Origin of the sequence: Bradyrhizobium frederickii, assembly GCF_004570865.1 — a bacterium.
In the GTDB taxonomy this organism is placed as follows: domain Bacteria; phylum Pseudomonadota; class Alphaproteobacteria; order Rhizobiales; family Xanthobacteraceae; genus Bradyrhizobium; species Bradyrhizobium frederickii.
The window spans coordinates 96427-113565 of record NZ_SPQS01000025.1 but is presented as its reverse complement, the minus strand read 5'-3'; the positions used below and the strand labels follow the sequence as shown (position 1 = coordinate 113565).

The 17139-nt window shown below is 64.6% G+C and carries 21 protein-coding genes and 1 tRNA gene; 12 read left to right on the top strand and 10 right to left on the bottom strand.

Annotated features, from left to right (window positions below; all coding sequences use genetic code 11):
• Positions 1-194: hypothetical protein (locus E4K64_RS40905; protein WP_209311955.1), on the bottom strand; the 194-nt coding region annotated here is incomplete at its 3' end.
• Between the two features lie 486 nt (positions 195-680).
• Positions 681-1640 (bottom strand): N-carbamoyl-D-amino-acid hydrolase, encoded by a 960-nt coding sequence (locus E4K64_RS32635; protein WP_135167063.1) that lies wholly within the window; start codon positions 1638-1640, stop codon positions 681-683.
• A gap of 274 nt (positions 1641-1914) precedes the next feature.
• Between E4K64_RS32635 and E4K64_RS32630 the strand changes: the two genes are divergently transcribed.
• Together E4K64_RS32630 and E4K64_RS32625 are read left to right on the top strand one after the other, a co-directional pair.
• On the top strand, positions 1915-2139 hold the full coding sequence (locus E4K64_RS32630; protein ID WP_135167062.1) for a hypothetical protein: 225 nt from the start codon (positions 1915-1917) through the stop codon (positions 2137-2139).
• A gap of 221 nt (positions 2140-2360) precedes the next feature.
• The gene (locus E4K64_RS32625) at positions 2361-2687 is read left to right on the top strand and encodes a hypothetical protein (protein ID WP_135167061.1); all 327 of its coding nucleotides are present in this window, start codon (positions 2361-2363) and stop codon (positions 2685-2687) included.
• 37 nt (positions 2688-2724) lie between these two features.
• Here E4K64_RS32625 and E4K64_RS32620 read toward each other — a convergent pair whose 3' ends face one another.
• From E4K64_RS32620 to E4K64_RS32610, 3 genes are all read right to left on the bottom strand, one after another.
• Positions 2725-3468: a DUF5131 family protein gene (locus tag E4K64_RS32620; protein ID WP_135167060.1), complete on the bottom strand. Its 744-nt coding sequence runs from the start codon at positions 3466-3468 to the stop codon at positions 2725-2727.
• A 1-nt stretch (position 3469) separates the two neighbouring features.
• Positions 3470-4300 carry a three-Cys-motif partner protein TcmP gene (tcmP, locus tag E4K64_RS32615; protein ID WP_135167059.1) on the bottom strand — a complete coding sequence of 277 codons (831 nt, stop codon included), beginning with the start codon at positions 4298-4300 and terminating at the stop codon, positions 3470-3472.
• Between the two features lie 241 nt (positions 4301-4541).
• Positions 4542-4618, bottom strand: a tRNA-Pro gene (locus E4K64_RS32610).
• A 68-nt stretch (positions 4619-4686) separates the two neighbouring features.
• Between E4K64_RS32610 and E4K64_RS32605 the strand changes: the two genes are divergently transcribed.
• The 6 genes from E4K64_RS32605 (at position 4687) to E4K64_RS32580 (ending at position 11008) form a co-directional block, all read left to right on the top strand.
• Positions 4687-5676 (top strand): L-threonylcarbamoyladenylate synthase, encoded by a 990-nt coding sequence (locus E4K64_RS32605; protein ID WP_135167058.1) that lies wholly within the window; start codon positions 4687-4689, stop codon positions 5674-5676.
• Positions 5677-5772: 96 nt separating this feature from the next.
• Positions 5773-7200, top strand: coding sequence for an FAD-binding oxidoreductase (locus E4K64_RS32600; RefSeq protein ID WP_135167057.1), 1428 nt, complete (start codon positions 5773-5775; stop codon positions 7198-7200).
• On the top strand, positions 7197-7640 hold the full coding sequence (locus E4K64_RS32595) for a GNAT family acetyltransferase (protein ID WP_135167056.1): 444 nt from the start codon (positions 7197-7199) through the stop codon (positions 7638-7640). The genes E4K64_RS32600 and E4K64_RS32595 overlap by 4 nt, the downstream gene beginning before the upstream one ends.
• 9 nt (positions 7641-7649) lie before the next feature.
• On the top strand, positions 7650-8231 hold the full coding sequence (locus E4K64_RS32590; RefSeq protein ID WP_135167055.1) for an NUDIX hydrolase: 582 nt from the start codon (positions 7650-7652) through the stop codon (positions 8229-8231).
• A 617-nt stretch (positions 8232-8848) separates the two neighbouring features.
• A complete protein-coding gene (locus E4K64_RS32585; RefSeq protein ID WP_135167054.1) occupies positions 8849-9778 on the top strand; it encodes a glycine/sarcosine/betaine reductase selenoprotein B family protein in 930 nt (309 codons plus the stop codon).
• Positions 9779-9814: 36 nt separating this feature from the next.
• Complete coding sequence (locus tag E4K64_RS32580) at positions 9815-11008, top strand: CaiB/BaiF CoA transferase family protein (protein WP_135167053.1); 1194 nt, start codon at positions 9815-9817, stop codon at positions 11006-11008.
• A gap of 79 nt (positions 11009-11087) precedes the next feature.
• Here the strand turns inward: E4K64_RS32580 and E4K64_RS32575 are convergent, their stop codons facing one another.
• Positions 11088-11846 carry an SOS response-associated peptidase gene (locus E4K64_RS32575; protein ID WP_135167052.1) on the bottom strand — a complete coding sequence of 253 codons (759 nt, stop codon included), beginning with the start codon at positions 11844-11846 and terminating at the stop codon, positions 11088-11090.
• Positions 11847-11909: 63 nt separating this feature from the next.
• Between E4K64_RS32575 and E4K64_RS32570 the strand changes: the two genes are divergently transcribed.
• From E4K64_RS32570 to E4K64_RS32555, 4 genes are all read left to right on the top strand, one after another.
• Positions 11910-12410 (top strand): hypothetical protein, encoded by a 501-nt coding sequence (locus E4K64_RS32570; protein WP_135167051.1) that lies wholly within the window; start codon positions 11910-11912, stop codon positions 12408-12410.
• 49 nt (positions 12411-12459) lie between these two features.
• Positions 12460-12894 (top strand): NUDIX hydrolase, encoded by a 435-nt coding sequence (locus E4K64_RS32565; RefSeq protein ID WP_135167050.1) that lies wholly within the window; start codon positions 12460-12462, stop codon positions 12892-12894.
• 209 nt (positions 12895-13103) lie between these two features.
• Positions 13104-13481, top strand: a complete 378-nt coding sequence (locus E4K64_RS32560; RefSeq protein WP_135167049.1) for a TIGR02301 family protein — start codon at positions 13104-13106, stop codon at positions 13479-13481.
• A 270-nt stretch (positions 13482-13751) separates the two neighbouring features.
• Complete coding sequence (locus E4K64_RS32555; RefSeq protein WP_028134933.1) at positions 13752-14018, top strand: hypothetical protein; 267 nt, start codon at positions 13752-13754, stop codon at positions 14016-14018.
• A 193-nt stretch (positions 14019-14211) separates the two neighbouring features.
• Here the strand turns inward: E4K64_RS32555 and E4K64_RS32550 are convergent, their stop codons facing one another.
• The 4 genes from E4K64_RS32550 to E4K64_RS32535 form a co-directional block, all read right to left on the bottom strand.
• Positions 14212-14532, bottom strand: coding sequence for a cupredoxin domain-containing protein (locus E4K64_RS32550; protein ID WP_135167048.1), 321 nt, complete (start codon positions 14530-14532; stop codon positions 14212-14214).
• A 9-nt stretch (positions 14533-14541) separates the two neighbouring features.
• Positions 14542-15075: a DUF4142 domain-containing protein gene (locus tag E4K64_RS32545; RefSeq protein WP_135167047.1), complete on the bottom strand. Its 534-nt coding sequence runs from the start codon at positions 15073-15075 to the stop codon at positions 14542-14544.
• Between the two features lie 86 nt (positions 15076-15161).
• The gene (locus E4K64_RS32540; protein ID WP_135167046.1) at positions 15162-15854 is read right to left on the bottom strand and encodes an RNA polymerase sigma factor; all 693 of its coding nucleotides are present in this window, start codon (positions 15852-15854) and stop codon (positions 15162-15164) included.
• A gap of 289 nt (positions 15855-16143) precedes the next feature.
• Positions 16144-17013 (bottom strand): sulfurtransferase, encoded by an 870-nt coding sequence (locus E4K64_RS32535; protein ID WP_135167045.1) that lies wholly within the window; start codon positions 17011-17013, stop codon positions 16144-16146.
• Positions 17014-17139 lie beyond the last annotated feature (126 nt).

Genomic DNA, 17139 nt, shown 5'->3' with positions numbered 1-17139 from the left:
TCGGCCTTCCCTGCGCGGTGGTCGGACGGCTTATGCCGTGCTCTCCCGGGAGCCGAACTTTCCTTCTGGCCTCCCTCGCCGGTCGAATTGGCGATGCCGTCCACCCGGTTGGGCTCGCGCGCATCTTCGATCCGGCTTGACCGTAGCAACGACGGCCAGGACCACACGGTTTTGCCGTACGCACGGCCCGCCATGTCGCCGCAGTTTTTCCAGCCCTGTCGACGGAGCCGGAAACTTACAGGCGAGACGAAGCCTAGCAGCGCCGTTCGTCCGCACGCGGCCACGGGCTCACAGGGACTACCCGCCCTGCCCGCGCCATCTCATGCCGACGCTGCCGCGTCCACCGCAAGCCCGGCTCGCGAAATTGACGACCGCATGATCGCCCCTCCTGGATGAGCCGGGATGGCCGACACATACGCCAAAACCGAATTTCGGTAAAGTGGAATATTTTCAGATGAAGGGATTGACAGAGGCCGACACAGGGGAACTCCATCACCGTCACCCTGAGGTGCTCGCCTCTTCGGCGAGCCTCGAAGGGCGACGGCCCGGCTGCATCGGGGCCGTTCATCCTTCGAGGCTCCCCATGCGCCGCGCTGCGTCGCATGTCTCGCGCCTCAGGATGACGGAACTGGCGAGAGTCGCTTTCACTGTTCGACGAAGCAAGGTGGCTAGGATCAGCCTCACCCCTTCCGCAACACCGGCGCGCCATCCGCCATCGTCGTCACGCCCTTCCGTTCGACGATCATCCCATAGGCATGCGGCTGGCGGTGGACGTCGAAATTGAAGGTGGTGCGCTTGTAGGAATTGCAGAGATCGAGATCGCAGCGGGCGAGCGCCAGCTCGTCGCCCTTGGTCGTGCATCTCGCGATGATCTCGCCCGAGGGCGCGATGATGCAGCTGCCGCCGATGTGGTCGACACCCTCCTCGACGCCGGCCTTGGCGACGCCGACCACGAAGGTGCCGTTCTGATAGGCGCCGGACTGCATCACGAGATGATTGTGAAATAGCGAGAGATCGTCATGCTCGGGCGCGGGCGGATTATGCACCGGCGTGTTGTAGCCGATCATTACCATCTCGACGCCCTGCAGGCCCATCACCCGATAGGTCTCGCTCCAGCGGCGGTCGTTGCAGATCGCCATGCCCATCACGCCGCCGAAGGCGCTGGCGATGCTGAAGCCGCTGCCCGGCTCGAAATAGCGCTTCTCCAGATGCTGAAATTTCCGCCAAGGCTCGTGCTCGGCATGGCCGGGCAGATGGACCTTGCGGTATTTCGAGACGATCGCGCCGCTCTTGTCGACGAGAATGGACGTGTTGTAGCGACGGGTGACGCTGGCCTCGACCGCAAGCTCGGCATAGCCGAGGCAAAAGCCGATCCCGAGCTCACGTGCCAGGTCGAACAGGGCCTGCGTCTCCGGGCCTGGCATCTCGCGCTCGAAGAAACTGTCGATCTCGGCCTGATCCTCGAAATACCAGCGCGGGAAGAACGTCGTCAGCGCGAGCTCGGGATAGACGATCAGGTCGCAGCCGCACGCCTTCGCCTCGCGCATCAAGGCCATCAGCCGGGCCACCACTTCAGTCCTGCTCTCGGTCCTGGCGATCGGGCCAAGCTGGCCGGCTGCAACAGTCACAAATCTCGCCACGCGTCATTCCTTCGTTGTTCGCAGTGCCTCGAGCCCGAGCCTATCGAGCGGCGCACCGCGCGCACAGGTCGGCTCGCTCGATCGTCGTGACGGGACACAATCAAATTCCATGCCTGCGGGTATCATCGTGCGGAGCCGCCCGATCATTCGCCAAGAATCGGGAACTAGTTGCGGATATGCAACGGTTCCCCGCGATCTGAAGCCGGACAAAACAAACTCCCATTCCGGCCACGAACCGCTCTCACAAAGCCGTGAGACGATCAGGGGAACGACGATGCGTGCACAACGCGTTTGGAAAGTGAATGGGGATGCCAGCATCGGGCACCTCCAATCGAGACTGGACGAACTGAACAAGCGCCTGGGTCAGCTTGAAAGCCAGCATCCGGACAGCTGGAAGATCGAAGAGCTGAAAGCGAGCGCGCTCAGCCTCTCGCGCGAGATCGACGACATCCGCTGCGCCGAGGCGACGGCGGCCTTGAGCGAATTGCTGCGGAAGTAATCGGACCTTCCGCGATTCGCGTCCCTCGCAAGGGAACCAAGCTCCACCGCCGCCATTTCCCTGAGAGCATGGAGCACGATCACGGCCAGGCACCCGACGCGGGCCGATCTCGCACGCGGGGTGGCCGGCGCGGTATCCACGCTGGTCCTGTGCGCGACGGCGGCGTTCGCCCCCGCACGCCACTTTGCACCGTGAGGTTTTAGCCCCGTGAGGGATTTCGCATGACGTCCGAGCCCGAGGAGCAGGTGCGGCTGCAAGGTTTTGGCGAGATGACGTTGCGCACGGCGGTCGCGACGCTGATGCAGCTCGCCCCGCGCGAGCGCGCGGACGCCGCGATCTTCCGCGTCCGCGACGGCGTACGGCTGGCGGAGAGCGAGGTCGCCGAGCTCGCATCACACTGGGGCATTGAATCGGCGCCGAACGTGCGGTCCCCGCGACTGGTCCCCGAGCAGCACTGGCCCGACATGGTCCGCGGCATGGTGCGCGAGGCCCCGCTGCCGGCGCTGATGGTAGCGTTTCTGGTGGGGGTGTTGGTGGCGAGAAGGTAGGCAATTCCTCAGTCAGTCTTGTAGGGCACGTCTGAGCTTAGGCTACGACAGGCATTTCATCGAACGTAGCTTCCCGATAGGTCCTTCCAGTCGCCTTCTTTCGAACACCGCCCCATTGCTTGAAGAAGAATGCCGCATTGGCCTCGCGACACGCAGCCTCGATCTCGTCCACCCATTCCTCGGCCATTGGCCGTGCACGTGGTCCGCTCTCGCCTCCCACGATCACCCACTGAATCCCCACGAGGTTCGCGCCAGCTACCGACCCCAATAGTGGCTCGAACGAAATAAACCGCACAGCCGCGGTTACCCTGCGCAGATCGTCGATCCGATTGAGATACGCAGAACTTTCAACACTTGTCCCGAGCCAGACGTTGGGCAAGACCCCGAGGCTTGCTGTGACGTCTGCCATTCGGCTGGGGCGCTTCGTGAGTATCTGAAAAGTGTGCTGTGGGTTCGACGCCATTACATCCCAAACATTTGCAACGAATTTCTCAGGCACAGATTCGTGAAATAGATCCGACATTGAATTGACAAAGACGCGACGAGGTCGCTTCCATTTTGCTGGCGCTGTGAGCACCTCTCGATCCAGCCTAATTTTCCCATTCCATTTCGCGCGGCCGCCGCTCTTACGGGTCAGACCGCGATACTTCGCCATTCCCATCGCATCGAGTCGTGCGGCCATTCGCATAGCGTAACAATTCGTGCAGCCTGGCGAGAGCACCGTACAACCGGCGACTGGGTTCCAAGTAACATCCGTCCATTCAATTGACGTGTCAGCCATGTCAAAAGCCCATTTCTCTCTGCCCACCAGGATTCCGGACAGCATTCCAAAGCTTTTGCGCTAAATCGTGAGCGGCAACGAACATCAGCCAATACAGGCGCTGTCCCTTCGATCCAACGACGAGTTCGGCTCCATGCGCAGGCATAGTTCCAAGCTTGCGAATTTCCTCCAACCAATACTCCATCAACGCAGCCCGAAAAGCATTGTTCGCTTGGTTGGGATTCACTCGGTTGCGCCAGCCGGGCGCGAATTTGTCGAGCGCGCCGCCTTGAACGCTATAACGATCGAGATTCCTCTGAAGGTCCTGCACACTCACGTGCACTAGCATATCCATATGTTTGAATCGCGCCAACTTCTCAATGAGCTCGAAGGAGAGGTACTCGAGATTGTATGGATCAAGAAATGCGAAGTGCAGCCCCGATGGGTTGAGCGCGAAAACGATGTCGTCAATTGCCTCCAGAGCGGGCTTGTTATGGACGACCGCAGCCCCTCCCAAAGCGCGAATTCGAGCATCTAAGGCGTGCGCCTTTGTAGGTTCGATATCGTTGAAGTGAAGATCAGAGAATCGAACACCGCTAGCCCGAGCAGCCTTATATGCAACGAGCGGGCTTCCATCGATATAGGTCGAAGTCCCCTCAATTCGGGACCGACCGGACGCGGAGAACAGCTCGATGTAAGAAGCTCCGCCCGTCCCCTTCGGCGGAACGAAGTTGGCACGAGCGCCCCGCGCCAGCTTGATATACTCACTCAAGCGCTGGTGCTTTTCAGACGCCCAAGGCCCAACGACGTCGACCATCAGACCATCGACGGGATCAATCTCCACTTTTGCCACGATATCACTCCCCCCAGAGGAAGCGATAGCATCGCACTACCGCGAGTTGAAAGACAACCACCTGTGCGCGGGGAGCTCGATTCAGTCGGCGCATGCAAGGGACAAGCGATGCCGCGCGCTCACGCCGCCCTGCCCGGCCAAATCGGCCGTGGACCCGATCCCGAAATCGTTGCAGAAAGGCGTTCCGAGGCGCTGGCGGCCGGTCTGCCGAGCCTCTGGAAAACGTCGATTTTTGGAAGAATGGTCGGAGTGGCAGGATTCGAACCTGCGACCCCTGCGTCCCGAACGCAGTGCTCTACCGGGCTGAGCCACACTCCGACAAGAAGGCGGCTTATAGCGTCGGGTTTGACGCACCGCAAGCGGCCGAGATGAGGAATTTTGTCCCTGTGAAAACGGGCCTTGAAACGCTGATTTTACCGGCTGGCGCGGCCGGCGCGGAGGCTGCCGCCAGGGCCTTGGCCGCCGGCGGGCTGGTCGCGTTTCCGACCGAGACGGTTTACGGGCTCGGGGCGGACGCCGCCAATGCCACCGCCATCGCCCATCTCTACGCCGCCAAGGGGCGGCCGGCGTTCAATCCGCTGATCGCGCATGTCGCTGATATCCCGGCTGCGCGGCGGATCGGGCGGTTCGACGCGCGCGCGTTGAAGCTGGCGGAGGCGTTCTGGCCGGGGCCCCTGACGCTGGTGGTGCCGAAGACGGAAGGCTGCCCGGTGGCGGATCTCGCCACCGCCGGCCTCGACACCGTCGCGATCCGTATTCCCGCCCATCCCGTCGCGCAGGCGATCCTGCGCGCCTTTGGCGGGGCCGTGGTGGCGCCGTCCGCCAACATCTCCGGCCACGTCTCGCCGACGCTGGCCGCCCATGTCGAGAGCGACTTGGCGGGGCGGATCGACCTGATCATCGACGGCGGGCCTGTGACGGTCGGCGTCGAATCGACCATCGTCGGCTGCTTCGAGACGGCGATGCTGCTGCGGCCCGGCGGCTTGTCGCGCGAGCGGATCGAGGCGGTGCTTGGGGCGACCTTGGCGCGGCCGCCGCTGGAAGCCGAAAGCGACGACAGCCAGCCGCTGGCGCCGGGCATGCTGGCTTCGCATTACGCGCCGCGCGCTTCCGTGCGGCTCAACGCGCGCGAGGTTGCGCCCGGCGAGGCGCTGCTGGCGTTCGGCTCCACGCGCCTGCCTGGCGCCGATACCGCGTCGGCCGTCATGAATTTGTCGCCCAGCGGTGATCTCGATGAAGCCGCCGCCAATCTGTTCGGCTATCTTCGCAGCCTGGATGCGACGGGCCCGCGGGCGATTGCGGTGATGGCAATTCCCGAGCAAGAGCTTGGCGAAGCGATCAACGACCGGCTGCGGCGCGCGGCCGTGGCGCGATAGCGCATGATCCGGACTCGAACGCGTTAGCACAAAGTGTGCAGCGGTTTTCCGATAAGATCATGCGCAAGGGATAAGAGTGGAAGAAGAGACACGAGAATGAACGTCAATACACCTGCCGTCCCTCCGCTTGCGCCCGAGCTGATCGAGCAATTCCGTAAGATCGTCGGCGAGCGTCATGCCATCACCGATGCGAACGACATCCAGCCTTACGTCACCGAGGAGCGCAATCTGTTCCACGGCCGCTCGCCGCTGGTGCTGCGGCCGGGCTCGACGGCGGAGGTCTCTGAAATCTGCAAGCTCGCCTCCGCGCACAGAATCGCGCTGGTGCCGCAGGGTGGCAACACCGGGCTCGTCGGCGGCCAGACGCCGCACAATGGCGAGGTCGTGGTGTCGCTGCGGCGCCTCGACAAGATCCGCGAGATCGACACCGCCTCCAACACCATGACGGTCGAAGCCGGCGTGGTGCTGCAGGTGGCGCAACAGAAGGCCGCCGAGGTGGACCGGCTGTTTCCGCTGTCGCTGGGCGCCGAAGGCAGCTGCACTATCGGCGGCAATCTCTCCACCAATGCCGGCGGCACCGCCGCGCTCGCCTATGGCGTCGCGCGCGAGATGGCGCTGGGCCTCGAGGTGGTGCTCGCCGACGGACGCGTGCTTAATGTGCTGTCGAAGCTGAAGAAGGACAACACCGGCTACAATCTGCACAATCTCTTCATCGGCGCCGAAGGCACGCTCGGCATTATCACGGCGGCGACCTTAAAACTGTTTCCGAAGCCGCGGTCGGTCGAGACCGCCTATGTCGGCCTGAAATCGCCGGACGCAGCCTTGAAGCTGCTGACGATCGCGCAGAGCGAAGCCGCCAACGCGCTGACGAGCTTCGAGCTGCTGTCGCAGATGGCGGTGGACTTCTCGGTCCGCCACGGCATCGACGTGCGCGATCCGCTCGCAGAAAAACACCCCTGGTACGTGCTGATGGAATTGTCCGCAGCCAGCGACGACGCCCGCACGCCGCTGGAGACGATCCTCGGCCGCGCCATGGAGGAGGAGATCGTCGACGACGCCGTGATCGCGTCGAGCCTTGCCCAGCGCAACAATTTCTGGAAGCTGCGCGAGGAGATGTCGGCGGCGCAGAAGCCGGAGGGCGGCTCGATCAAGCACGACATCTCCGTTCCCGTCGCCGCCGTGCCCGCCTTCATCGCCGAGGCCGACGCCGCCGTGGTGAAGCTGATCCCGGGCGCGCGGCCGGTGCCGTTCGGCCATCTCGGCGACGGCAATCTGCACTACAATGTCAGCCAGCCGATCGGCGCCAACACCGCGGACTACCTGGCCCGCTGGCACGAGGTGAACGCGGTGGTGTTCGAGATCGTGCTGCGCATGGGCGGCTCGATCTCCGCCGAGCACGGCATCGGCGTGCTCAAGCGCGACGAGCTGCCCGACGTCAAGGACAAGACCGCGATCGAGCTGATGCGCGCGATCAAGGCGATGCTCGACCCGCTCGGCATCATGAATCCGGGGAAGGTGCTGTGAGCGCGCTTGCGATCGACACCATCACCGATGCCGATGTCGAGCCGGTCGTCGCACTGTGGCAGCGCTGCGGCCTGACGCGGCCCTGGAACGATCCCCATGCCGACATCGCGCTGGCGCGGCGGCGCGACAATTCCACCGTGCTCATCGGCCGCGACAACGGCGCGATCGCAGCAACAATCATGGTCGGCCATGACGGCCATCGCGGCTGGGTCTACTACGTCGCGGTCGATCCAGACTGCCAGAAGCGCGGCTTCGGCCGCCTCATCATGGCCGCGGCCGAGGACTGGCTGCGTGCGGCCGGAATCTCGAAGCTGCAGCTCCTGGTCCGGCGCGAGAATGCCGAGGCCCATGCGTTCTACGGCTCGCTGGGCTTCGAGCTATCGACCTCCGTGATGTTCCAGAAGTGGCTCGACGGCCGCGCCACGACGCCAAGCAATTGAGATCCCGCCATGACCATTTCCGACCGCGTCCGCATCAAGGACGTCCGCGTGCTCTCGGACGGCTGGACCACGCTGAAGACCACGACGTTCGAGTACCGGCGCGCCAGCGGCGAATGGCAGACGCAGCACCGCGAGACCTATGAGCGCGACAACGCCGCCGCCGTGCTGCCGTATAATCGCGCGCGGCGGACGGTGATCCTGGTGAAACAATTCCGCCTTCCGGCCTTCATCCGCGGCTACGACGACCTCCTGATCGAGGCGGCCGCCGGCGTCTTGGACAATGCCGAGCCCGAGGAGCGGATCCGCGCCGAGGCGGAGGAGGAAACCGGCTATCGCCTGCACCACGTCCACAAGGTGTTCGAGGCCTTCATGAGCCCCGGCGCCATCACCGAGAAGCTGCATTTCTTCGTCGCCGAGTACGAGCCTGAGATGCGGGTGAGCGACGGCGGCGGCCTCGCGCACGAGGGCGAGGACATCGAGGTGCTGGAGCTTTCCATCGACGAGGCCCTGGCGATGATCGCCGACGGCCGCATCATCGACGCCAAGGCGATCATGCTGCTGCAATACGCGGCGCTGCATGTGTTCAGGTAGGTGAAGCGCTTCGCCCTCCCCTGGAGAGGCAGAGCAATCGCATATGAATGACACGGGGATTGTCTGCAGGCTTGCTCCGCCTCTCCCGCTTGCGGGAGAGGCCGACGCGCTCGCAGAGCGCGGCGGGTGAGGGCTCTCGCCGCGCAGGGACGTCCTCAGTTATTCTCAATAATCCCTGCGCGGAGACACCCTCTCCCCGACCCTCCCCCGCAAGCCAGGGCAATCGCATATGGAGCCGATCTCGCCTGTGGCCATCCTTCGAGACGCCCGCCGTTGGCGGGCCCTCAGGATGAGGATGCGGGCGCGCGGCACCAGTTTCAACGAGCACCAATGCTGTTAGCCTCATCCTGAGGAGACCGCGAAGCGGTCGTCTCGAAGGACGAGGCGCGCGCTCAGGTCTCGCAAAGCGCCATATGCGATAGCCCTGCCCCGCAAGCGGGGGAGGGAGCGATGCCGCTGCATCCTGCACACCATATGCGAATGCCCTGCCCACAAGGGGAGAGGGGAAAAACAGCACCCGCGGAGCTGCAATCCTGTCCTGCGCCGCCCTGCCCCCCGTTGAGCAACCCCAAAACTACCTCTAGTCTGGTCCCAACCAAGAACCAGGAGACGCGCCCATGTCCGCTCCGCGCGACGACGAATTCGGCTTTGCGCCCGATTATGATTCTCCCGTCCCCTACATGCAGCGCACGCGGGATTATTACGCGGCGATCGGCTACACCACGCCGTATCGCTGGGCGCATTACACCTCAGCGCCGTTCCAGCCGCTGAAGAAGCCGCTGGCGAAGTCGCGCGTGACCATCATCACGACCGCCGCCCCGTACGATCCCGCCAAGGGCGACCAGGGGCCGGGCGCGGCGTATAACGGCAGCGCGAAGTTCTACCAGGTCTATGACGGCGACACGTCGAAGCAGCACGACCTGCGCATCTCGCATATCGGCTACGACCGCAAGCACACCTCGGCGACGGACAGCGGCACCTGGTTTCCGCTGCCGCAGCTGTTGAAGGCGTCCGCCGCCGGCCGGATCGGCGAAGTGAGCCAGCGCTTCTTCGGCACGCCGACCAATCGCAGCCATCGCGTCACGCTCGACACCGACGCGCCGGAGATCCTGGCGCGCTGCCTTGCCGACAAGGTCGACGCGGCGGTGCTGGTGCCGAACTGCCCGGTCTGCCACCAGACCACGGCGCTGGTGGCGCGGCATCTCGAAGCCGGCGGCATTCCGACCGTGATCATGGGCTGCGCCAAGGACATCATCGAGCACGCCGCCGCGCCGCGCTTCCTGTTCTCGGATTTCCCGCTCGGCAATTCCGCCGGCAAGCCGCACGACGTCGCCTCGCAGGCGCAGACGCTGGAGCTCGCGCTCACGCTGCTGGAGAGCGCGAGCGGCCCGCAGACGACGATGCAGTCGCCGCTGCGCTGGAGCGAGGACGCCTCCTGGAAGCTCGACTACAACAACGTCGCGCAGCTTTCGCCGGAGGAGCTGGCGCGCCGCCGCGCCGAATTCGACAAGCAGAAGGAGATCGCGCGCGGCAACCGCGCCGCCTGACGTCCTCCGATAACCAAAACAAAAAGGGAGAGCGACGTGACGCGACCGTTCGAGGGCGTGAAGATCCTGGACTTCACGCAAGTGCTGGCCGGCCCCTATGCCAGCTACCAGCTCGCGCTGCTCGGCGCCGACGTCATCAAGGTCGAGCGGCGCGAGGGCGAGGACATGCGCCGCACGCCGCTCTCCCGGGAATGGGCCGACCGCGGGCTGGCGCCGGCGTTCCAGGCCGTCAACGGCAACAAGCGCAGCCTGACGCTCGATCTGCAGAAGCCGGAGGCGATCGCGATCGTGAAGAAGCTCGCAAGCCGCGTCGACGTCGTCATGGAGAATTTCCGTCCGGGCGTCATGGACAAGCTCGGCATCGGCTATGAAGCGCTCTCGGCGATCAACCCCAAGCTGATCTATTGCGCGGTGTCGGGTTTCGGCCAGACCGGCCCGGATCGCCTGCGGCCCGGCTATGACGGCAAGATGCAGGCGCTCTCGGGCATCATGGCGATATCAGGCCATCCGGAGACGGGACCGACGCGCGCCGGCTTTGCGGTCTGCGATGTGCTGTCGGGCGCCACCGCTGCTTTTGGCGTCTCGAGCGCGCTGTACCAGCGCGACCGCACCGGCGTGGGCCAGTTGATCGACGTCTCCATGCTGGAGGCGACGCTGGCGTTTCTGTCGGGCCAGATCGCGGACTGGTCGGTCGCCGGCCATCGGCAGACATTGTCCGGCAACCAGGCGGTGAGCCGCAGGACCACGGCAAACCTGTTCAAATGCGGCGACGGCCATATCCTGCTCGCCGTCAACAACGAGAAGCAGTATCGCGCGCTGATGGCTGCGCTCGGCCGCGAGGACACGCTGTCTGATCCTCGCTTTGCCGACTGGTTTTCGCGCAACGAGAACGAACCTGCGCTGCGCGCCATCATCGAGGCGGCGCTGGCGGCACGGCCGGCGCGCGAATGGGAGAGCATTCTGGAAGACGCGGGCGCACCTTGCGCCAGCATCTGGAAGGTCGAGGAAGTGATCGACCATCCGCAAATCAAGGCGCGCGGCGCGATCCAGGAGCTGGACACGCCCTACGGCCGGCTGCGCTTTGCCGGCAGCGGCTTCAAGCTCGCCCATGGCGGCGGCAAGCTCGATCGGATGGCGCCGGAGCTCGGCGCGGATACGGACGCGGTGCTGGGCGAGCTCGGATTCGATGCGGCGGAGATCGCGGGGTTGAGGGCAAGGGAGGTCGTCTGAACCTCCGCTGCCGTAGGGTGGGCAAAGCGAAGCGTGCCCACCATCGCGCGTTGAAGAGAAAGTTCGTGGGCACCGCGGCTTAGAACAACGAGCCCTGCCCGTCATCGGCAGGCCCGGCTGTGGCCTTCCGCACTGCCTTCTTCGGCTTCGGCGCCTCCGCCTCCATCTGCTCCGCGCTGATCGGCAACAAGAGCTGCTCGTCGTCATTGGCGACGCGGTTGACGCGGGTGGAGACCGGGTGCCAGGCGAATTCGCCGCTGCGCGGGGCGGTCATCAGCGGCAGGATCGCGTCGACCTCGTTGCCGCTGACGTCGAGCCAACGCTCGAAATCGCGCTCGCTGATGGTGACGGGCACGCGGTCATGCAGCGCGGCGAGATCCTCGCCTGCCGCGGCCGTGACGATCGCGACGGTGTCGAGCTCCTCGCCGTTCGGCCCGGCCCATGTCTCGAACAATGCGGCGAAACCAAGCGGCGCGCCGTCGGCGCGGTGGATGAAGAAGGGCTGCTTGCGGCCGCCCTCCGTCTTCCACTCATAGTAGCCATCGGCCGGGATCAGACCGCGGCGGCGGCGAATCGCGTTCTTGAAGGCCGGCTTCTCCAGCACGGTTTCGGAGCGTGCGTTGATCAGCAGCGTAAAGCCGCGAGGGTCCTTGACCCAGGTGGGCAACAGGCCCCAGCGCATCAAGCGGAAATGCCGCGCGCCGTTCTCGATCAGAACGACCGGAATCGGTTGTGTCGGCGCCACGTTGTACCGGGGCGGGAAATTCGGCTGCTCGACATAGCCGAACAATTGCCGCAAGGCCGCGGGGGCCGAAGTTATGACGAAGCGTCCACACATCCCAGGGTGTCTATATAGGGTCCGTTCAGGTCCTTTTAACCCCGAACGTTAACACTGCGGCGGATGAGCTCAACGGCCTCCAAACCCGCGCGGACGCATGTACAGACGGGCCCCGAGGCCGCCGCCTGGGCCGAGCGGCTGCGCGTGGCCAATATCAACCCGCGGACCGGGCTTGCCACCGACTATCTCAACCATTTCAATGAAGCGGTGATGCTGCTGGAAATGGTTCCGGACATGCCGGAATGCGCGGACGATTTCTTGACCTGGACGCCGCTGTCCTATGCCGAACATTTTACGGCCTCCAACTTCAAGGCGCGCGACCTCGCCATCGAGGCCTATGAGAAGGCCGATCCCAACGTGCGTGCCCAGTTCGACCACATCACCGATACCATGACCTCGATTTTGACCGCAGTCGGCTCGGCCATGCGCGAGGTCGAGAAAGATACGACCCGAATCCGCCTCGCCGAGCAGGCCGCGCTCTGGGTCAAGCCGCTGATCGCGGCCTGCGGCGGCATCATCCATGGCGGCGCCGAGGCCGACGTCGACACCATCATGGCGAACTGAGCCAGATGCTTTAAGAACAAGGTCCTTTCACAACAGGTCCTTTCAGAAAATGGCTTCGCCCGTTCAGCCCGCCCACCCCCAGCTCGCCGTCAGCGCCGCGATCTTCCGCGACGGCAAGGTGCTGCTGACCCGCCGCGCCCGCTCGCCGGCGAAGGGGTTCTATTCGCTGCCCGGTGGCCGGGTCGAGTTCGGCGAATCGCTGCACCAGGCCCTGAGCCGCGAGGTCGACGAGGAGACCGGGCTCCGAATCGAGATCGTCGGCCTTGCCGGCTGGCGCGAGGTGCTGCCCGCCGCGCCCGGCGCCGGCCATTACCTCATCATGTCCTTTGCGGCCCGTTGGGTGGCCAGGGAGCCTGTCCTGAACGACGAGCTCGACGATCACCGCTGGATCGCCCCGGACGCCCTGGCGAGCCTGGGCGGCCTCAAGCTGACCGGGGGGCTGGACGAGGTGATCCAGTCCGCCGCCCGGCTGATCGGGGCCTGACCTAGCGGCGAGCTCGCTGCAACCTCTCCCGCTTGCGGGAGAGGTCGCGCCGGAGGCGCGGGTGAGGGCTTCCTCGTCTAGGGGATTGTCCCATTGTGGAGACAACCCTCTCCCCAACCCTCCCCCGCAGGCGGGGGAGGGAGCGCACTGCCGATGCAGCGGCTACCGTACCTTGCTTCTCCGAATGGGAGGGGGCATACACCCCGCCGATGTCCACGCGATTTCTGGCCATTTTTGTCCTGATTCTCGCCTGCGCCTGCGGCCCCACGCGGGCTCAGGACGTGGCGGCGCCGTTCGACGCCGATTTGCAGCGGCTGGCCGAGATCCTTGGCGGCCTGCACTATCTGCGCGGCATCTGCGGGTCCAACGAGGGCAACAAATGGCGCAACGAGATGCAGGCGTTGATCGATGCCGAAACCCCCTCCGGGGAGCGCCGCACCCGCATGATCGCCGGCTTCAACCGCGGCTATAACGGCTTTCAGCAGACCTACCGGAGTTGCACGCCGGCCGCGACGGTGGCGATCCGCCGCTATATCGAGGAAGGCTCGAAGATCTCGCGGGATCTGACGGCGCGCTACGCGAACTGATTCTCTCCAGTCATTCCGGGGCGCGAAGTCGCGAGCCCGGAATCCATTCATCCACCATCTCTGTGGCGCGATGGATTCCGGGCTCGCGCTGCGCGCGCCCCGGAATGACGAGACAGGATCGGCGCGGCGGCTCGGCGGGAACGCTGTCATCGACTTTGTTCACAGCCGTTAACCGTTCTTAAAGATGTGGCCTAGCGGTCGTTAACGACCGTGCTAAACCTCTCGCACAGCGCATCGCCGTGGATCGCGCCCCAGCCCTGATCGAGTTTCATGAGCCAGCCGATTTCCTACGCCCCCGCCCGCGCGCCGCTGCCCGATCACGAGCAGAAGCAGGCCGCACTGAGCTATCTCAACGAGGCCTGGGCCGAGGCGCGCCATGACGGCGTCGACGGCGACTGCCTGGCACAGGCGAGCCTGTTTGCGGCCTTTGCCGAGCTGGTCGGCACCTATGGCGAGGACGCGGTCGCCAAGTTCGTCGAGGGCTTTCCCGGCCGCATCCGCAACGGCGAGTTCTCGGTCGACATCTGCAGGCAGTAGGCCCTGCCGAAAATGACCCCGCCACGCGGGCGGGGCCAGTCGACGGATGAATGACTTGGCGAAGCGGATTTGGCGAAAGGCTTCGCGAAGTCTGCCGCCTTTATCGCACGGAAGCTGTTTCCCCCCGACAAGCATTAGTCTCGCAATGGCCGGGAGATGTTCCTGCCGGAATCGGGAAGGCGCTCCTCCTCCCTCACGGCTCGACCTTGAGCGTCGCTTTCATGTTGGGATGATAGCGGCAGTAATATTCGACCGTTCCCGCCTTCTTCAGAACTGATGTCGCCGATTTCTTCGGCGGCAGTGTCGCGTCGAAATCGCCGTTCCTCGCGGTGGCGGTATGGGCGAAGACGTCCTTATTGATCCAGGTGATGGTATCGCCGACCTTGGCCGATATCTCGGCCGGTGCGATCACGAGATTCTCCATCGTGATCTCGATCGTCGCGGCGTGCGCCGGGACGACCATCGCCGCGAAGACGAGCGCGACGGGAAGCAAAAACAGCCGCCCCGGCATCATCGCTCCTCCCTATTTCAGATCGGCCGCTACGTGCTCGGCGTGTTGCTGATGACCCTGGAAGATCTTCAGGCCGGTCTGCAGCAGGCTCTTCAGCTCGGCATTGCCGGCCGACGGAATCAGCTGGGTCTCCAGCGCGCCGTTGACCTGCTTGTGGTAGGCGACCTCGTTGGCGACATAGGCCTTGTCGAAGGCAGCGCCGCTCAGCTTGTCGAGCTCGGCGAGCTTGTCGCTGGCCTGCTTGGACAGCGCTTTGCTGGTGTCGTTGTCTTCCGGGGTAACGTTCAGCTTCTTGACCAGCGCGAGCGCCTGCTTGTTGACGGCCTCGTGGTCGCGCAGCATGTCCTCGGCAAATGCCTTCACGTCCTTGCTCTTCGCCTTCTTCTGCGCCTGCTTGGCGGCGTTGATGTCGATCACGCCCGCGGTATAGGCGATATGGGCGATCTGCGCATCGGTCGGCTTGTCGGCGGCGCCGGCGCCTTGCAGCAGCGCGGGACTGGACAACAGAATGGCGGCAGCGATCGCCGCGCTCCGTCGGGTGAACATGGCCTGTTACTCCTGTGATGCCGGACCTTGGCCGGCGTTCCTTCACAGGGATTGGATGGGACTTTCGAGCTAATGTTCCCGAAAGATTACGCACCGACGCCGAGGCGCCTGAGCACGGCCTCCGTCAGGCGCTCACAGCGCTGCCCGGCGAACGGAAATGCGTCCATCACGACGGGGCCGATCTTCTTCTCGACGTTCTCGCGCAGCAATGCGCGCGCACGATGCAACCGCGTCTTGACCGTCTCGGGCTTGATAGCGAGCAGCTCGGCTGTCTCCTCCATGCTCATCCCCTCCATCACGCGCGCGATGAAGACCATGCGGAAGGCATCGGGCAATTCATCGATCGCATGTTCGACGACGCGCTGAATCTCGCGTTGGGCCATGGATTTTTCCGGATCGGTTGCGGCGGTCGAAAGGGGAAACCTGATGATCTGGGCTTCGAGCGTTGCCTCCGGCACCGATCCGAGCTCGACCTGCGGCCTCCGACTGCGCAGGCGCCCGAGCGCTTCGTTGATCGCAATGCGCGACAACCAGGTCGACAGCGCGGCGTCACCGAGAAAACCGTCGAGATGCGTGAAGGCGCGGACATAGGTCTCCTGCACCACGTCCTCGGTCTCGCTGTCGCTGCGCAGGATGCCGCGGGCGAGCCTATAGAGCCTGCGGTTGTTGGCCTGCATGATTTCGCGGAGCGCAGCCTCGTCGCGGCGCCGCGCGCGCTCGATCAGCTCGGCTTCCGATGTCCTGACAGCGGCGGTCCGGCCGGCTGCGGTCCCTGGCATGGCGGGTACCCCTATCTCCGTTGGTTCCGGACTTTGGATGCAGACCCAGGGAAAAGGTTCCCGGATTTTCTTAGTCCCGGATCTTACCTTCCCCTGGAGGAAGGGTATCGCATAGGCTGCGGGCGTTTCGGGCACGATAGTCCCACATCGTCATGGCCGGGCTCGTCCCGGCCATCCACGTCTTGCCGGCGGGCACGAAGAACGTGGATGCCCCGGGACAAGCCCGGGCATGACGGCCGCTTGTGCGGGTGCAAATGCCATCACCCACCGGTGACGAAGATAAGCAAACCTAATCCGTCTCGATCGGCAGCGTCGGATCCCGCGCCCATTCGCCCATCGAGGCGTCGTAGAGCGTCAGTCTGTCGTAGCCGAGCTGCGTCAGCAGGAAGAGGTCGATCGTCGCCGAGATGCCGCCGCCGCAATAGACAATCACGTTCTTGTCACGCGTGACGCCCGCAGCAGTGAATTTGGCTTCGGCATCGGCAGGCGTCGTCAAGGTCTTGTCGGCATTGACGAGCGTCGCAGCGGATACGTTGACGCTGCCGGGAACACGGCCAGGCCGGCCGTAGCGGCTCGGCTCGAGGCCGCGATGAAACTGCGGCCCGAGCGCGTTGACGATGACCGTCGAGGGATCGCCGATTCGCGCCTTCACCGCCTCCTTGTCGACGAAGAAGCCGGCGCGCGGCGCGGCCTTGAAGGTCGTCGCGGGATAGCCTTTCGGTGCGCCCGTCTCGATCGGCCGTCCCTCCTGTGTCCATTTGTCGAAGCCGCCGTCGAGCACCAGCGCATCGACGCCGAGCGAGCGCAGCATCCACCAGAACCGCGTCGCCCACATCATGGTGCCGATGCTGTAGAGCACAACGGTCTTGCCCGCATCGAGGCCGTGGCGGCCGAAGGCGGCCTCCAGCTGGGCCACACCAGGCATCATGAAGAACTGTCGTGCCGAAGCGTCGGAGAACTCGCCCTGCAGGTCGAGGAAATCGGCCCCCGGAATGTGCCCGGCCGCGAAGGACTTGTCGCCGGGCACCGCGCGATAAGGCACGTCGCTGCCGGCGGGCACAGGTTCGTTGTAGGTCGTGCAGTCATAGAGGCGGAGATTGGGATCGGCGAGGATGGCGGCGAGCTGCGCGGTGGTGATGAGGGCGGCTGGCTGGGACATTGCTTTCTCCCAATTTGCACTTGCGCTTCGTGGCACACTGTCATTGCCCGCGAAAGCGGGCAATCCAGTATTCCAGAGGCTGCAGTCGTATCAACCAACTCTCGCCGCGGCGTACTGGATGCCCCG

Bases quoted from the DNA above. Each gene is read 5' to 3' on its own strand.
- E4K64_RS32630 (WP_135167062.1), top strand. From the start codon at position 1,915: ATGCGTGCACAACGCGTTTGGAAAGTGAATGGGGATGCCAGCATCGGG.
- E4K64_RS32625 (WP_135167061.1), top strand. From the start codon at position 2,361: ATGACGTCCGAGCCCGAGGAGCAGGTGCGGCTGCAAGGTTTTGGCGAG.
- E4K64_RS32620 (WP_135167060.1), bottom strand. From the start codon at position 3,468: ATGGCTGACACGTCAATTGAATGGACGGATGTTACTTGGAACCCAGTC.
- E4K64_RS32600 (WP_135167057.1), top strand. From the start codon at position 5,773: ATGAACGTCAATACACCTGCCGTCCCTCCGCTTGCGCCCGAGCTGATC.
- E4K64_RS32590 (WP_135167055.1), top strand. From the start codon at position 7,650: ATGACCATTTCCGACCGCGTCCGCATCAAGGACGTCCGCGTGCTCTCG.
- E4K64_RS32585 (WP_135167054.1), top strand. From the start codon at position 8,849: ATGTCCGCTCCGCGCGACGACGAATTCGGCTTTGCGCCCGATTATGAT.
- E4K64_RS32575 (WP_135167052.1), bottom strand. From the start codon at position 11,846: ATGTGTGGACGCTTCGTCATAACTTCGGCCCCCGCGGCCTTGCGGCAA.
- E4K64_RS32570 (WP_135167051.1), top strand. From the start codon at position 11,910: ATGAGCTCAACGGCCTCCAAACCCGCGCGGACGCATGTACAGACGGGC.
- E4K64_RS32565 (WP_135167050.1), top strand. From the start codon at position 12,460: ATGGCTTCGCCCGTTCAGCCCGCCCACCCCCAGCTCGCCGTCAGCGCC.
- E4K64_RS32560 (WP_135167049.1), top strand. From the start codon at position 13,104: ATGTCCACGCGATTTCTGGCCATTTTTGTCCTGATTCTCGCCTGCGCC.
- E4K64_RS32555 (WP_028134933.1), top strand. From the start codon at position 13,752: ATGAGCCAGCCGATTTCCTACGCCCCCGCCCGCGCGCCGCTGCCCGAT.
- E4K64_RS32550 (WP_135167048.1), bottom strand. From the start codon at position 14,532: ATGATGCCGGGGCGGCTGTTTTTGCTTCCCGTCGCGCTCGTCTTCGCG.
- E4K64_RS32545 (WP_135167047.1), bottom strand. From the start codon at position 15,075: ATGTTCACCCGACGGAGCGCGGCGATCGCTGCCGCCATTCTGTTGTCC.
- E4K64_RS32540 (WP_135167046.1), bottom strand. From the start codon at position 15,854: ATGCCAGGGACCGCAGCCGGCCGGACCGCCGCTGTCAGGACATCGGAA.
- E4K64_RS32535 (WP_135167045.1), bottom strand. From the start codon at position 17,013: ATGTCCCAGCCAGCCGCCCTCATCACCACCGCGCAGCTCGCCGCCATC.